14 protein-coding genes are annotated in these 14,683 nt (G+C 58.9%); 3 read left to right on the forward strand and 11 right to left on the reverse strand.

Translation table 11 applies throughout. The features are described 5' to 3' along the window. The 5 genes from petA to G8764_RS20325 form a co-directional block, all read right to left on the reverse strand. Nucleotides 1-600, reverse strand: coding sequence for a ubiquinol-cytochrome c reductase iron-sulfur subunit (gene petA, locus G8764_RS20305; protein WP_166167468.1), 600 nt, complete (start codon nt 598-600; stop codon nt 1-3). 272 nt (nt 601-872) lie between these two features. Next, entirely contained in the window at nt 873-1,265 is a 393-nt protein-coding gene (gene rpsI / locus G8764_RS20310) for a 30S ribosomal protein S9 (RefSeq protein ID WP_166167471.1), read from the reverse strand. Nucleotides 1,266-1,280: 15 nt separating this feature from the next. Further along, on the reverse strand, nt 1,281-1,709 hold the full coding sequence (gene rplM / locus G8764_RS20315; RefSeq protein WP_166167474.1) for a 50S ribosomal protein L13: 429 nt from the start codon (nt 1,707-1,709) through the stop codon (nt 1,281-1,283). 89 nt (nt 1,710-1,798) lie between these two features. Further along, the gene (gene zapE / locus G8764_RS20320; protein WP_166167477.1) at nt 1,799-2,920 is read right to left on the reverse strand and encodes a cell division protein ZapE; all 1,122 of its coding nucleotides are present in this window, start codon (nt 2,918-2,920) and stop codon (nt 1,799-1,801) included. Next, nucleotides 2,917-3,594, reverse strand: coding sequence for an alpha/beta hydrolase (locus G8764_RS20325; RefSeq protein WP_341806431.1), 678 nt, complete (start codon nt 3,592-3,594; stop codon nt 2,917-2,919). The genes zapE and G8764_RS20325 overlap by 4 nt, the downstream gene beginning before the upstream one ends. A gap of 191 nt (nt 3,595-3,785) precedes the next feature. Between G8764_RS20325 and G8764_RS20330 the strand changes: the two genes are divergently transcribed. Continuing rightward, the gene (locus G8764_RS20330; protein WP_166167483.1) at nt 3,786-4,289 is read left to right on the forward strand and encodes a ZapG family protein; all 504 of its coding nucleotides are present in this window, start codon (nt 3,786-3,788) and stop codon (nt 4,287-4,289) included. A 125-nt stretch (nt 4,290-4,414) separates the two neighbouring features. Beyond that, nucleotides 4,415-5,554 carry a trypsin-like peptidase domain-containing protein gene (locus G8764_RS20335; RefSeq protein ID WP_279538481.1) on the forward strand — a complete coding sequence of 380 codons (1,140 nt, stop codon included), beginning with the start codon at nt 4,415-4,417 and terminating at the stop codon, nt 5,552-5,554. 18 nt (nt 5,555-5,572) lie between these two features. Here the strand turns inward: G8764_RS20335 and G8764_RS20340 are convergent, their stop codons facing one another. The 6 genes from G8764_RS20340 to G8764_RS20365 all read right to left on the reverse strand — a co-directional run bounded on the left by G8764_RS20340 (nt 5,573) and on the right by G8764_RS20365 (nt 13,381). Continuing rightward, a complete protein-coding gene (locus G8764_RS20340; RefSeq protein WP_166167486.1) occupies nt 5,573-8,896 on the reverse strand; it encodes an EAL domain-containing protein in 3,324 nt (1,107 codons plus the stop codon). Between the two features lie 156 nt (nt 8,897-9,052). Further along, nucleotides 9,053-10,363, reverse strand: a complete 1,311-nt coding sequence (gene hisD, locus G8764_RS20345; RefSeq protein ID WP_166167489.1) for a histidinol dehydrogenase — start codon at nt 10,361-10,363, stop codon at nt 9,053-9,055. Between the two features lie 22 nt (nt 10,364-10,385). Continuing rightward, entirely contained in the window at nt 10,386-11,015 is a 630-nt protein-coding gene (hisG, locus tag G8764_RS20350; RefSeq protein WP_166167492.1) for an ATP phosphoribosyltransferase, read from the reverse strand. A gap of 36 nt (nt 11,016-11,051) precedes the next feature. Further along, nucleotides 11,052-12,314: a UDP-N-acetylglucosamine 1-carboxyvinyltransferase gene (murA, locus tag G8764_RS20355; RefSeq protein ID WP_166167495.1), complete on the reverse strand. Its 1,263-nt coding sequence runs from the start codon at nt 12,312-12,314 to the stop codon at nt 11,052-11,054. A 36-nt stretch (nt 12,315-12,350) separates the two neighbouring features. After that, the gene (locus G8764_RS20360; RefSeq protein ID WP_166167498.1) at nt 12,351-12,590 is read right to left on the reverse strand and encodes a BolA family protein; all 240 of its coding nucleotides are present in this window, start codon (nt 12,588-12,590) and stop codon (nt 12,351-12,353) included. A gap of 170 nt (nt 12,591-12,760) precedes the next feature. Then, entirely contained in the window at nt 12,761-13,381 is a 621-nt protein-coding gene (locus G8764_RS20365) for an MlaC/ttg2D family ABC transporter substrate-binding protein (protein WP_166167501.1), read from the reverse strand. A 286-nt stretch (nt 13,382-13,667) separates the two neighbouring features. Here G8764_RS20365 and G8764_RS20370 point away from each other — a divergent pair, with 286 nt between their 5' ends. After that, the gene (locus G8764_RS20370) at nt 13,668-14,648 is read left to right on the forward strand and encodes a calcium/sodium antiporter (protein ID WP_166167504.1); all 981 of its coding nucleotides are present in this window, start codon (nt 13,668-13,670) and stop codon (nt 14,646-14,648) included. The last annotated feature ends 35 nt before the right edge of the window (nt 14,649-14,683 follow it).

The raw sequence follows: 14,683 nt of genomic DNA on the forward strand, positions 1-14,683 counted from the left end.
TCAAGCCTCCTGATCTACACCGACCACCACCAGGGTGTCGGATTCATATGAATGTGGGGGAACCTGGAGATTGATGGGCGCGGGCACACCTTTGAATACGCGACCGGCCAGGTCAAACTTGGAGCCGTGACAGGGGCAAAAGAAGCCACCCAGCCACTCGCTACCGCCGAGGTCAGCAGCGCCGACATCGGGTCGGTACATGGGTGCGCAGCCCAGATGGGTGCACAGGCCGAGCAAAATAAGGAACTCTTCCTTGCCAGGTATGGTGCGCGCCAGGCCCTGCACATAGGCGGGCTGCTGCGGCTCCTGGGACTCAGGGTCACGCACCCGGTCGTTCAGCTTGGCCAGGTCGGCGACGGTTTCCGGCGTGCGGCGGACAATGTATACGGGCTTGCCGCGCCATTCGACAATGATCATTTGGCCCGGCTCAAGCTTGCTGATATTGGCTTTTACCGGGGCCCCGGCAGCTTTCGCCTTGGCGCTAGGGTTCCAGGAACCAACAAAAGGTACGGCTACTCCAACCACACCGGCGGCTCCCACCACTGAGGTGGCGGCGGTTAAAAAACGCCGACGCCCCACATTTACACCGTCATTGCTCACGACGCTTTTCTCCCATAACAGCGCTACCCTTACCGCCGTATGGCAGTGAGTAACTTACTGAATTCCAAAGGTTTACGGTAGTTTCGGATTGATCCTGTAAAAATCGCCACATATTAATGAAGTTACTTACCTGTTACAAGGTAAACCACAGGTTCAATATGGACATTGCCACCCACTCGCCCAATGCCGAACAAAAAAAAGCCCAGACTGAAACCAATCCGGGCAAATTTTCAGGTACTACGCAATAACAAAATTGCGATACCACACAATCATTAACGCTTGGAGAACTGTGGCTTCTTGCGCGCCTTGCGCAGGCCGACCTTCTTCCGCTCCACTTCACGCGCGTCACGGGTTACGTAACCTGCGCTGCGCAGAGTTGGGCGCAGACCTTCATCGTAGGCCATCAGGGCGCGGGTCAGGCCGTGGCGAATTGCACCAGCCTGGCCGAAACTACCACCACCCTTGACGGTCACTTTGACATCAAACTTATCGCCCATATCGACCAGTTCCAGCGGCTGACGCACAATCATGCGAGCCACTTCACGGCCGAAATATTCGTCCAGGGACTTATCGTTTACAACGATATTGCCACTGCCCTGTGAAATAAACACGCGAGCTGTGGACGTTTTACGGCGTCCGGTACCGTAGTATTGTGTTGCTGCCATGGTTTCAGCTCCTGATTATATGTTCAGTACTTTGGGCTGCTGAGCAGTATGGGGATGCTCAACGCCAGGATAGACTTTCAGTTTTTTGAACATTGCACGACCCAGGGGTCCGCGGGGCAACATGCCTTTTACCGCAGTCTGGATGGTGCGCTCAGGGGCTTTCTGGATCAGCTTTTCGAAGCTGATAGACTTGATGCCACCGATAAAGCCGGTGTGGTGGTAGTACATCTTGTCTTTCGCCTTGTTACCGGTAACACGAACCTTCTCGGCGTTAATAACGACGATGTAATCGCCAGTATCAACGTGAGGGGTGTATTCCGGCTTATGCTTTCCGCGCAGACGTGTAGCGATCTCAGCAGCCATACGGCCGAGAGTTTTACCTTCTGCGTCGATTACGTACCAGTCGCGCTGGACTGATTCGGGTTTGGCACTAATAGTCTTCATGTTGTATTTGCCTTCGACGTGTTGAATACAATACCCGAAAAACGGGAGCGCGGATTCTAATCGACTGACCGGGAAAGTTCAAGCGTATATCAAGGCCTGTGTGGCCTGGCCAAATAATCCCGACTTTGCATTTCCAGCAGGCGGCTTTTGGTGCGCTCAAACTCGAAATCCAGCTTGCCGCCGGCGTACAGCTCCATCAGTGGCACCGCAGCCGACACCACCAATTTGACGTTGCGGTCGTAAAATTCATCCACCAGGTTGATAAAACGCCGTGCCTGGTCATCGGTTTCACGGGACAGGCGCGGGATATTGGCGATCAACACCGCGTGGTACTCCCGCGCCAGCTCGATATAGTCGTTCTGGGAGCGGGGGCCGTCGCAGAGCGCGAGGAAGTCAAACCAGGCCACATCCTCGGCTTCATAGCGTGCGGTGATTGAACGCCCCTCCACTTCCACCTCGATATTGGCGCGAATACCCACCATATCCGGCACCAGGCCCTCGAAACTTTGCAGCAGGCTGGCATCCGCAGCGGCATCCAGCGGGTGATGGTAGAGCTCGGCCTGCTCCAGTATGCGCAGCCGGTAATCGACCCCGCCGTCGACATTGACCACCAGCGTATAGCGATTCAGCATGTCGATGGCTGGCAGGAACCTGGCCCGCTGCAGGCCGTCCTTGTAGAGCCCGTCGGGAATAATATTGGAGGTAGCCACCAGGGTAACGCCGCGCTCGAACAGCGCCTGGATCAAGCCACCCAGAATCATGGCGTCGGTGATATCGGAGACAAAGAATTCATCGAAACAGATCACCCGGGCCTCTGCCGCGAGGCGATCCGCGACCAGCTGCAGCGGGTTCTTCTGGCCGTCGAGCTCTTTCAGCTCCTGGTGGACCCGGCGCATAAAGCGGTGGAAGTGGGCCCGCATCTTGTCGGGAAATGGCAGACTTTCATAAAAGTTATCCATCAGGTAGGTTTTGCCGCGCCCGACTCCGCCCCAAAAATACAGCCCTGTCTGGGGCGCTTTAGCCGGCGCGGCGGTCAGCGCACCCTTCAGGCGCCCGAACAGTCCTTTCGGGGCCAGCTCCTCCGCCCGCGCTGCCACCAGTCGCTCGTAGAGATCCTGCAACAACTTAACGGCCATTTCCTGGGCCGGGTCGTAATTGAAGCCGGCCGTTTGCAAGTCGCGCTGGTAGCGCTCAAGAGGGGTACCACTCATGCTGACAACGCACCCTCTAAAGCGCTCGCCAGATCCTTTTTCAGGAGCCCCAGCTTGCCGTGAAAGAAATGCGTGGCATCCGCATAGGTGATCAGCTCGCAGTCACTGCGCAGGCTTGCTACCCAGCGCTGCACCCCGGGCACATCCACCAGCTCATCCTGCTCACCAATAATCACCAGCGCGGGACAGGGCAGCAACTTGTCCTGATCGTAGCTGTAACGCTCCACCGGTGGCGCCACCAGCACCAAATGGCAAACTGTCGACTGCAGCCGCTGTGCCGCCTGGGCGGCGACTCCCGAGCCGAAGGAAAAGCCGGCCAGCAACAACCGCTTGCCGGGCAGCTCGGCCTGCAGCCAGGCAATCACCGCCAGCAGGTCGGCCAGCTCGCCGACACCATCGGCGAACTGGCCTTCACTCTGCCCCACGCCGCGAAAGTTGAAACGCACCACCGGCACACCCAGGTCGCGATAGGTGCGCGCCAGGGTCGAGGCTACCTTGTTGTCCATGGTGCCGCCGTGCTGCGGATGCGGGTGACAGACTACCGCCACATAGCCAGCGCCGCTCAGTGGTCCTGTGGCCAGCGCTGCTGAGGTCGCAACCTCCAACTGCCCGCACGCACCGGCGATAAGCCCCCGGCGCTCTTTGTCTGCAAACCACTCACTGCACTCCCCCACTGCTCTCCCCCGTATCCTGAAACACCGCCAATCGGCCGGTCGTTGTGCCATAAATTACAAGCACACACATAAAGAAAGTGCTTATAATAGCAAAATTGAACTTGATAATGCGGCTTCATCGCTATTGAATCCGTGCGGCTGCACCCTTCCTGAGCCATTACCGAGCCAACACCCACCAAAAGGAGATTGCTGTGTTTACACTGAGCACGCTTATTATTGCCGTTATCGCCGCACTGATTGTCGGCGGATTGATAGGCGCTGGACTATTCAAGGGCCTGGCCCCGCAACAAAAGCAAAACCGCAGCCTGGAAACCCGCTTGCAAAAGGCCGAGGACCAACTCAAGGAATACCAACAGGAGGTCACCGAGCACTTTATCGAAACATCGGAACTGGTTAACAATCTTACCCAGAGCTACAAGGACGTGCACGAGCACCTGGCCAGTGGCGCACTGAAGCTGACCAATCCAGACATCAGCCGCCAACTGATCGATGCCGGCAAAGGCAACCTGATCGCCAAAGGCAGCTCGGAACAGGATGAGCCGCCCCATGAAGCGCCCCGTGACTGGGCACCGAAAGACCCCGGTGCCAAGGGTCAACTGAGCGAAGACTTCGGCCTCGACGCGAACGCCGACAACTCCGCCGCTGACTCCACTTCTGACCCCAGCACTGAGCCCACGACTAAAGCCGCCTCCTGAGCGGCGCCCGGCGGGCGACTAGTGGCTTCGCGGCTGGGCGGATTTCCCCTCGCTCGCCGGAGCCCCTATAATCCCCCGACGCCTTTACTAGCAACCCGGAGCCCTGCTTGACTCTGCCAAAACTGATGCGCTTCGCCGGCTGGCCCATAATAACCGGGTTGCTGCTCGGCCTATCCCTCAGCCTTTGGCTAAACCTGGAGCGCCTGCAGAACAGCCGCCGCTCTGGCGGCACGGATATACACCTGGGCGCCTGGACCAATGACGGCGCTGACTGGGGGCCGGCCTCCTACGCCGAGGCAGTGACCAATGCCGCCCCGGCGGTAGTCAATATTTACACCCGCAAAAAACTCCAGCGCGCCTACCACCCGCTGCTCAACGACCCCCTGTTCCGGCACTTTTTTAACAACTCGGACCAGCCGCAGCAGGAACGCATGCAATCGGCGCTCGGCTCCGGGGTGATTATCAGCCCCGAGGGCTACCTGCTCACCAACAACCATGTGATCGACGGTGCCGACGAAATACTGGTATTGCTGCAAGACGGCCGCGACGGCCAGGCCACCCTGGTGGGCACCGATCCGGAGAGCGACCTGGCGGTGTTAAAAATCGATCTGGACAACCTTACCGCCATCAGGATTGGCGATCCCAATGCCGCCCATATTGGCGATGTGGTACTGGCTATAGGCAATCCATTTGGGGTCGGGCAGACAGTGACCCAGGGTATTATCAGTGCCACTGGCCGCTACGGCCTCGGCATCAACACCTACGAAAACTACTTGCAAACTGATGCTGCCATCAATCCCGGCAACTCCGGTGGCGCGCTGATTGATGTGCAGGGCAACTTGTTAGGTATCAATACTGCGATTCTCGACAAGACCGGCTTTTCCGTAGGTATTGGCTTTGCGATACCGGCGGACACCGCGGTAAAAGTGATGCAGGACCTGGTCAGCTACGGCCAGGTGGTGCGCGGCTGGCTCGGCATCGAGGCCCAGCAGCTGACGCCGGAGCTGGCCCAGTCGCTGCAACTCAGCGCCACCAATGGTGTTATCGTCACTGCCATTTACAACAACGGCCCCGCCCACAAGGCAGGTTTGCGACCCGGCGACATCATCCAGCGGATGAACAATATCGTGGTCAGTGATGGCCGCCTGAGCATGCAGCAAATCGCCCAGGGGCGCCCGGGGGATGAAATTACCATTGAGTTTCTGCGCCAGGGCAAACTGGAAAAGGTGCAAGCCGTACTTGGCGTCAAACCCAGCAAGGGTTAATGCCCAAAACCGGCCCGCTCAGACCACACTGCTCAATTGCGCTTTGCGCTGGTGGGCCTGGTCGACAACCTCCTGCACTACGTGTGCCAGCGGTTTCGGCACACCAATGCCGTAGCCCTGGGCATAATCGACGCCGAGCTGGCGCAAAACGTCCAGCACTTCCTCATTTTCGACAAACTCGGCAATGGTTTTTTTGCCCATCACCTGGCCGATTTCATTGATTGATTTCACCATCGCCAGGTCGATGGGGTCGTCGGCAATATCCTTGACAAACATACCGTCAATTTTCAAATAATCGACCGCAAGGTTCTTCAGGTAGGCAAAAGATGACAAGCCGCTGCCAAAATCATCCAGCGACAAACCGCAACCCAGTTGTTTGACGGCATCGATAAATTTGCGCGCTTCCGCCAGGTTGGCAATGGCAGAGGTTTCGGTGATTTCAAATTTTATCCAGCTGGGGTCAATTTTACCGCGCTGCAACTCGGCGTAGATGGCGTCCAGCAATTTGCTGTCCCCCAGCGAGTGACCGGACAAGTTGATGGCCAGTGCATCTACCACTTCGCCAAAACCGCGGTACTCCGCCAACCACGCAAACGCCTTGCGCACTACCCAGCGGTCGATCTTTGGGGACAGGCCATAGCGCTCCGCCGCCGGCAGGAAAGCCCCCGGGTTAATCAATTCGCCGTCGCGGCGCAAGCGCACCAGCACCTCAATGGACGGTTTTAACGACGCATCCAAAATCGGCACAATCAACTGGCCATAGAGCTCGAAGCGATCTTCCTCCAGCGCCGTATTGATCTCGCCCACCCAGTAGATCTCGCCCTCGCGCTTGGCCAGCAATTCGTCATCGGCCTTGTACACATGGACCCGATTGCGGCCCGCATCCTTGGCGGTGTAGCAGGCCGAGTCGGCATTTTTAAGAATATCGGTTATGTCGTTGCAGTTGTCGTCGATAAGCACCACACCGATACTGACGCCGAGCGAGTGCAGGGAGCCCTCCCACACAAAGCGAAACTGCTCCAGTTCCGCCAGCACCTTGTGAGCCACCAGCTCGGCCTCGGCGAGGGAACAGTTTTCCATCAGTATGCCAAATTCATCTCCGCCAAGCCGCGCCAGGGTATCGCGTTTGCGCAAAGTATTCTGCAGGATCACAGCGACCTGTTTCAGTAGGGCGTCACCGGCCGCGTGGCCGCTGGTATCGTTGACCACCTTGAACTGATCGAGATCGCAAAAACAATAGGCGTGGGTGCGCCGGTCTACTTTCCGGCTATCGAGCAGGCGCTGCAACTGGCGCTCAAATTCGTAGCGGTTGGCCAGGCCGGTGAGCAAATCATGACTGGCCTGGTAGCTGATTTGCTCCTGGATGAATTTACTCTCGGTAATATCCTGGTGCACAGAGACGATATGACGCAGGTCGCCGTCATCATCAAAAATGGGGGCCAGTGATAGCTGCGCCCAATAGCGCTCGCCGCTTTTCTTTTGACTGTGGACTTCGCCCTTCCACTCCCCGTCCACGCGCACCTGGCGAATCAGGTCGGCATAGAAATCCTGGCCGTATTCGTCCAGGTACAGGCAGCCGGCATTTTGACCCAGCAATTCTTCCGGCAGGTACCCGGAGACTTCGGCAAATTTGGGGTTCAGGTATTCAACCAGGCCCTGCGGATCGGTAATCAGAACCATGCTGGGACTGTGCTCAACCGCCAGCGACAATTTGCGCAGCTCTTTTTGCACCAGGCTGCGCTCCGCCACTTCCTGGCGCAACTCCAGGGTACGCCGCTCCACTTCCCGGGTAACTTGCAGCGTGCGTCCGGTCAGAGACAACAGCCAGCCGCCAAACAGCGCGGTAAACATCATGCCGCCCAGCAACAGCCACAGGCTGCCCCAGTGCAACTGCGGATTAATGCTGGCAGCGCCGGGGTAATAGGTAACCTTCCAGCGTCGCCCACTAAACTGGACCTCTCGCTCCAGGGCCAGCAGATCGGCCCCTGCCGCAGCCCTGCCGTCGCTAATATAGACCGGCACTGGCGCTGCGGTTACGTCGATAATTTCCAGGTACAGGCTGTGAGGAAAGGTAAATGTCCGTTGCGCCAGCGCCTGGATAAACGCGTCGAGTCGCAGCACCGTGGCCATAAAGCCGCTAAATTGCCCCCGCGGGTAGGTGGCCAGGTAAATCACCAGCCCGTTTTGGTCGGCACTTCCCTGCACCAGCCTTAGCGGTTGGGTAGCGATAGCCTCTGGCGCCTGGCGCGCCCGTAGCTGGGCCTGCCGCGCGACGGGGCTGGAAGACACGTCGAAGCCATAGGCAGCCTCATTGCCCGCCAGTGGCACTACATACTTTATCGGGTAATACTCCTCTCCGGGCTGCGCCGGTTGCAAGCGCCCCTGCGCATCCCGGTAGGTAATCTTGCCTGGCCCTTCCGGATCGACTTCAAACTCACCGCGCTGCGCTGCCGTGACCCTGGGAATCCACTCCAGCGCCTGCAGGTGCGGGTTGCGCAGTAACATGTTGTGGCCAAAGCGCTCAAACTCCACTGCCGAAATGTATTCACTGCCTTCCATATAGTGTTTCAGGGCGTAGACCGCATCCAGGCTCTGCTCCAGTTCTGCCTCGAGGTCCATCTGCAGACGCGAAGCACTGGCATTGAATTCGCGCTGCGCCTGCTCCAACTCTCGCTTCTGGTTGTTGTAGAACAGCAGGATCACCGCCGCCAGCAGGAGCAGCATGGGCACGCCCACGGACAGGCGCCGACTGGGAACCCTGCCCCCCGTTTTTTGCAGCAACACCAACAGCAATGGCGCCACCGTGATCACACCGATGACGTCGCCTATCCACCAGGTAAACCAGCTCAGGAAAAAGTCGGCGGGTGTCACGACACCAAACAGCAACAGAACTCCGACACAGAGGCTGCTGGCAACCAGGCAACCCAAAGGGGCATAGGCAAATAGAAACCGGAGGATAGCCCCCTCGGCGACAAGCATCGGCGACCGGCTCTCAGTACGCCGTACCAAAGTTGCGATCAGCAGCCCCTGTAGGGTTGGCCCGACACTGAGACACAGGGTCAGCGCACCGGATGACAACAGGCGGGCAGCGGAACCGGTATCCAGCCAGGACAGGCCGTAGGCGACCAGGGCGCCGAGCAACACCCCGATGCTGGCGGAATTGCCCAACAACAGGATAGCGGCGACCGCAATTCCGGCTGGCGGCCAGACCGCGGTCGCCTCGCTGAGGGGAATCGCCAGTAACAGCGACAACCTGGCAGCAATGCAATAGGCGATCGCGGTTGCAGCCACATTGAGGAGTAAGCGAGGCAGGTTCGAGCCGGCGACGGCGAGGTTTGACATAGGTCCAATTAACAGGCTTGTCTTCCCTGGCTAAAAGTAACGTCAATGCATTCCATTGCAGCGACCGGGAGCTGTCCCATGACTAAGGATAGACTACCGGTGGCGATCAGTCCGGGTTTTATAACATCGAAAGGTTTGTGGCCGGCGGCCGGGCGTTTACTTGCGTACACGGTATTCAGCCGAGCGGGCGTGGGCTTCCAGGGATTCCCCGCGCGCCAGCACAGAGGCCACTTTGCCGAGTGTGGAAGCCCCCTCCGGCGAACAGTGGATAATCGAACTGCGCTTCTGGAAGTCGTAAACCCCCAGCGGTGATGAGAACCGGGCCGTGCCAGACGTGGGCAATACATGGTTGGGACCGGCACAATAATCACCCACCGCCTCGGCGGTGTGCCGGCCCATAAAAATAGCCCCGGCGTGGCGAATGGCAGGCAACAGGGATTGCGGGTCGGCAACTGACAGCTCCAGGTGTTCCGGGGCAATGCGGTTGCTGACCGCCACCGCCTGCGCCAGGTCACTCACCAGAATAAACGCGCCGCGCTCACTCAGGGACTGGCGCGCTATGGACTCCCGCGCCAGGGTCGGCAATAAGCGGTTGATGCTCGCCTGCACCTGACCGAGAAATCCGGCGTCCGGGCTTATCAGTATCGACTGTGCCTGCTCGTCGTGCTCGGCCTGGGAGAACAGGTCCATGGCAATCCAGTCGGGGTCGGTCGCGCCATCGCAGACCACCAGTATTTCCGAAGGCCCGGCAATCATGTCGATGGCGACCGTACCGAATACCGAGCGCTTGGCCGTGGCCACATAAATATTGCCGGGCCCGACGATCTTGTCCACTTTGGGCACCGTCGCCGTGCCGTACGCCAGCGCCGCTACCGCCTGGGCGCCACCGATGGTAATAACCATGTCGACCTCGGCCAGCGCCGCTGCCGCCAATACCAGATCGCTGATTTCACCGTCCGGTGCCGGTACCACCATCACCACTTCGTCGACCCCGGCCACCTTGGCGGGAATGGCATTCATCAGCACTGACGAGGGATAGGAGGCCTTGCCGCCCGGCACATAGAGGCCGACTCGCTGCATCGCGGTGACCTGTTGACCCAGCACTGTACCGTCGGCCTCGGTGTACTGCCAGGAGGCCTGCTTCTGGTGTTCATGGTAACTGCGGATACGGGCCGCCGCCGCCTCCAGTGCCTCGCGCTGCGCTGCAGGGATTGCCTGCAACGCAGCAGCCAGCCGGGCCGCGGGCACCACCAGCTCGGCCACCGCCGTGGCGCTGACCCGGTCGAAACGATTGGTATAGCGCAGCAGGGCGGCATCGCCCTCGGCCTTCACCTCGGCCAGAATAGCGGCCACAGTGGCTGCTACCGCGCCGTCCGAAACCGACTCCCAGGCCAGTAACTCGTCCAGCCGGGCATTAAAGTCCGGTGCGTTGGCATCCAGTGTTTTGATCGTGGTGACTGTGCTCATGCAGATTCCCGGGCCCTGACTACTACTGGATTGCCGCTGCAACCGCGTCAATCAATTGCTGGATACGCTGGTGCTTCATTTTCATGGAAGCCTTGTTGACGATTAACCGCGAACTGATATCGGCGATCAGTTCCCGCGGCTCCAGACCGTTAGCTTTGAGCGTATTACCGGTGTCCACAATATCCACGATTTCGTCGGCCAGGCTCATAATTGGTGCCAGCTCCATGGCCCCGTAAAGTTTGATCAAATCCACTTGGCGCCCCTGGGCCGCGTAGTGACGCCGGGCAATATTGACGTATTTGGTGGCCACCCGGATGCGGCCAGCGGGAGTTTCGGCGCCCTTGACGCCGGCCGTCATCAGCCGGCAGCGGGCGATGCCCAGGTCGATGGGCTCGTACAAACCGTCGTTGCCGCTCTCCAGCAGGGTATCCTTGCCGGACACACCCACATCGGCGGAACCGAACTTGACGTAGGTCGGCACGTCACTGCCGCGCAATACCAACAGCCGGGTATCGGGCTGGTTGGTGGCAAACACCAGTTTGCGACTCTTGCTGATATCTTCGGTGGGCTCGATGCCGGCTGCGGCCAGCAGGGGCAGGGTCTCCTTCAGGATACGACCCTTGGTGAGCGCTATGGTTAATTTTTGCGACATAAAATACTCAACTTTCTATCAGGGCGGCGCGCGCCATCAGGAGGCGACGCGCCGAATGTTTGCACCCAGCAACTGCAGTTTTTCCTCAATGCATTCGTAGCCACGGTCAATGTGGTAGATGCGATCGACTATGGTCTGCCCCTGGGCAACCATGCCGGCGATCACCAGGCTGGCCGAGGCGCGCAAATCGGAAGCCATCACCGGCGCGCCCTTCAGGGTTTCAACACCAGTGACAATGGCCGTATTGCCCTCCAGGCGGATATTGGCGCCCATGCGATTCAATTCATGTACCTGGATCAAGCGGTTCTCAAATATGGTCTCGATCACCGTGCCGGTGCCCTCGGCCACCGCGTTCATGGCGGTAAACTGGGACTGCATATCCGTGGGAAACGCCGGGTAGGGTGCGGTTTTCAGGTTTACCGCGCGGGGCCGATTGCCTTTCATATCCAGCTCGATCCAGCCCTTGCCGGTGCGCAAACTGGCCCCGGCTTCGGTCAATTTTAACAGCACCGCTTCCAGAATATGCTCGTCCGTATTTTTCAGCATTACCCTGCCGCGGGAAGCCGCCGCCGCAGTCAAATAGGTACCCGTCTCGATCCGGTCCGGCATCACGTGGTAGGTGCAGCCGTGCAACCGGTCGACGCCGTGAATCGTCAGGGTGTCCGTGCCGATGCCCTTGATGTCGGCGCCCATGGCAACCAGGCAGTTAGCCAGGTCCACCACTTCCGGCTCGCGGGCGGCGTTTTCCAGTACGGTCTTACCCTCTGCCAGCACCGCCGCCATCAGCAGGTTTTCAGTGCCGCCGACCGTAACCACATCCATAAAAATATGGGCGCCTTTGAGGCGGCCATTGGATTTGGCGCGGATATAACCCTCATCCACCTGGATCTCTGCGCCCATGGCCTCCAGCCCGCGCAGGTGAATATCCACCGGCCGGCTGCCAATGGCGCAACCGCCGGGAAACGACACATTTGCCACACCGTGGCGGGCCAAAATCGGCCCCAGCACCAGGATGGACGCGCGCATGGTGCGCACCAACTCATAGGGGGCGGTGAAGTCATTGATTGTGGTGGGGTCTACTTCCACGCACATCTTTTCATTGATGGTAACGCCAACCCCCATACAGCGCAGCAATGCCAGCATGGTAGTGATGTCGTTCAGGTGCGGCAGGTTGCAGATCTGGACCGGCGCATCGGCCAGTAAGGTCGCGGCCAGGATTGGCAGCCCCGAGTTTTTGGAGCCGGAAATTCGTATTTCCCCGGACAGCGGTTTGCCGCCGGTAATGATGAGCTTATCCATAATCTACAGAGTCACCTTGGAGGGAGTGGGCCGCAGTCAGGCACGCTTGCCCCACTGCTCCGGTGTATAGGTCTTCATGTTGACGGCGTGGATGGTGCCGCTGGCTATTTGCTCCTGTAAAACGGCATACACCAGCTGTTGTTTCTTGACCGGGCTCAGGCCCTCGAAGGCAGGGCTCACGACCACCAGGTTGACGTGGCTGCCGTCGACATTGACGTCTACCTCGGCATCCGCAATCTGCGCTTGCAACAGCTCTTTAATTTGTTCCGGGCTCATTCGTGCTCCTCATTGGGTTGTTCTGCGCCTTTTAATACAGCGAGAGCTAGTCAACGCGGCGGCGCCGGTTTAGGCAGCGCGCCGCAAAAACCGGCATTCTATAGTGAACGTCGACATTAAGCACCCACCAACAAGCAGCCGCCAGCCCTGGCCAGCCAATGCGGCAGGCCTCAACTTGACCAGTTATCGATCACCAGATCCAGGTCGCCGTGTTTTTTCATGGCCTGGGCGAACTGGGAGCGGAAGGTGTTGCCAAGATTTACACCGTCAATAATGACGTTTAACAGTTTCCACTGGTTGTTGAGTTTGCTTTTTCCCATGCTGTAGACCACTGTGTGGTTGCTGCCATCACCGAGGATTTTCTGCACCACACTGGCTTTGCGCTGGTCGCCCGGCTCCTCCACCGGTGGCAAAATCTCCACTTTCTGGTTAGCGTAAACCACCATGCCCTTGGCATAGGTGCTGATCATATTGGTTTGAAATACCTCGCTGAAGCGCTTGCGCTGCGCCGCACTGGCCTGGCGGGCAAAACTGCCCATAACACCGTTGGCGATGTAATCGAAGGCCACGACCGGCTCCAGGATGGCGCCAATCTCCAGGTAAAATGCCGCCGGGTCCCGCTCCAGCAACTCGCCTCGCGACTCCACCACACTCAATACTTCAGCCGTGACCCGCTGCACCAACTGGTGCGGCGTCTCTTCAGTGGCCTCTGCCTGGGCCGCTGCAACCACGGCCATTCCGACCCACGCCAGCAGCGCAAGGCGCAGCCAGTTCATACCGATCTTTCCCATAACGTCTATTTTTCCTTACCCGGACTGAAAATCGAGCGCGGCAGACACGGCCATCATCGCGACCGCTGCCGAATACACACTCTGCGGAACATTGCACACACACACAACCGCACTGGCCTGAGTCAGCGCAGCTGGCCGGGAGAAGCATACCCGCGCCCAGCTGAACAGTTAATTAACAGCAATTTTTCCTGCTGCGGGCTGACAAGCGCCGCCCGCCACTATACCATCTGCCACCTTTAAGTTGCACCCGAGAACTTCTTCTCAAAACTTTGACTGGGGTATATACATGTCGGAACTTTGGCTCGCCTGGCTTGCCATTATTGCCGGGTTTTGCGGTCTGGTCTGGAGTGCTGACCGGTTCGTGGCGGGCAGTGCCGCGATCGCCAATAATCTCGGTGTCAGCCGCCTGGTGATTGGCCTGACCATTGTCTCGCTGGGCACCTCGGCCCCGGAGATCGTGGTCTCTATCAGCGCCGCGTTAAAGCACAGCGGCGAGCTGGCGGTCGGTAACGCACTGGGCTCCAATATTGCCAATATCGGGCTGGTGCTGGCCATTACCACCCTGCTGGCGCCACTGCCTATACAGGCCCACCTGGTGAAACAGGAAATACCGATTCTGGTTGCCGTCACGGCTCTGGCCGGCTGGGTGCTCTATGACGCCAGGCTGGTTGCCTTCGAAGGCATTCTGTTGCTGGCCATCCTGGTCCCGCTGCTGGTGTTTATTGTGCACAGCAAACGCAAGCATCCGCCCGGGCCGGAAGAGCTCGCCGAGATCACCGTGATGCCCAATGCAACCGCGGTGCTCTGTTTTGTGTTAGGCCTGTCGGTGCTGATCGGCAGCTCGGAAACGCTGGTCTGGGGCGCCAGCAGCGTGGCGACGGCGTTCGGGGTCAGCCCACTGATTATCGGCCTCACCGTAGTGGCGGTGGGCACCAGCTTGCCAGAGTTGGCCGCCTCGGTTGTCAGCGCCCTGAAAGGCCATCAGGACATGGCCCTGGGCAATATCATTGGCTCCAACATCTTTAATATACTTACAGTCATGGCCATTCCGGGTATCATTCACACCACCAGCATGGAGCCCGAAGTATTCAGTCGCGACTTTGCCGCCATGGCGGCCATTACCGCGCTGCTGGCCGCAGCGATAATAGTGGATTTCCAGATCCGTAAATGGCGCTCCAGCGCTGGTAAAACCGTACACCTGGGCAGGTTGATCGGCTCTGTTTTGCTGGTCTGCTACGCGGGCTATTACTACCTGCTGTTCCGCTGAGCCCAGCCAGGCTCGCGCGCACCTGACTATTAATA

The sequence above is a fragment of the Pseudomaricurvus alcaniphilus genome, assembly GCF_011440395.1.
In the GTDB taxonomy this organism is placed as follows: domain Bacteria; phylum Pseudomonadota; class Gammaproteobacteria; order Pseudomonadales; family Cellvibrionaceae; genus Pseudomaricurvus; species Pseudomaricurvus alcaniphilus.

Bases quoted from the DNA above. Each gene is read 5' to 3' on its own strand.
- G8764_RS20365 (WP_166167501.1), bottom strand. From the start codon at position 13,381: ATGGGAAAGATCGGTATGAACTGGCTGCGCCTTGCGCTGCTGGCGTGG.
- G8764_RS20370 (WP_166167504.1), top strand. From the start codon at position 13,668: ATGTCGGAACTTTGGCTCGCCTGGCTTGCCATTATTGCCGGGTTTTGC.
- hisD (WP_166167489.1), bottom strand. From the start codon at position 10,363: ATGAGCACAGTCACCACGATCAAAACACTGGATGCCAACGCACCGGAC.
- rplM (WP_166167474.1), bottom strand. From the start codon at position 1,709: ATGAAGACTATTAGTGCCAAACCCGAATCAGTCCAGCGCGACTGGTAC.
- G8764_RS20340 (WP_166167486.1), bottom strand. From the start codon at position 8,896: ATGTCAAACCTCGCCGTCGCCGGCTCGAACCTGCCTCGCTTACTCCTC.
- G8764_RS20360 (WP_166167498.1), bottom strand. From the start codon at position 12,590: ATGAGCCCGGAACAAATTAAAGAGCTGTTGCAAGCGCAGATTGCGGAT.
- rpsI (WP_166167471.1), bottom strand. From the start codon at position 1,265: ATGGCAGCAACACAATACTACGGTACCGGACGCCGTAAAACGTCCACA.
- zapE (WP_166167477.1), bottom strand. From the start codon at position 2,920: ATGAGTGGTACCCCTCTTGAGCGCTACCAGCGCGACTTGCAAACGGCC.
- G8764_RS20335 (WP_279538481.1), top strand. From the start codon at position 4,415: ATGCGCTTCGCCGGCTGGCCCATAATAACCGGGTTGCTGCTCGGCCTA.
- hisG (WP_166167492.1), bottom strand. From the start codon at position 11,015: ATGTCGCAAAAATTAACCATAGCGCTCACCAAGGGTCGTATCCTGAAG.
- murA (WP_166167495.1), bottom strand. From the start codon at position 12,314: ATGGATAAGCTCATCATTACCGGCGGCAAACCGCTGTCCGGGGAAATA.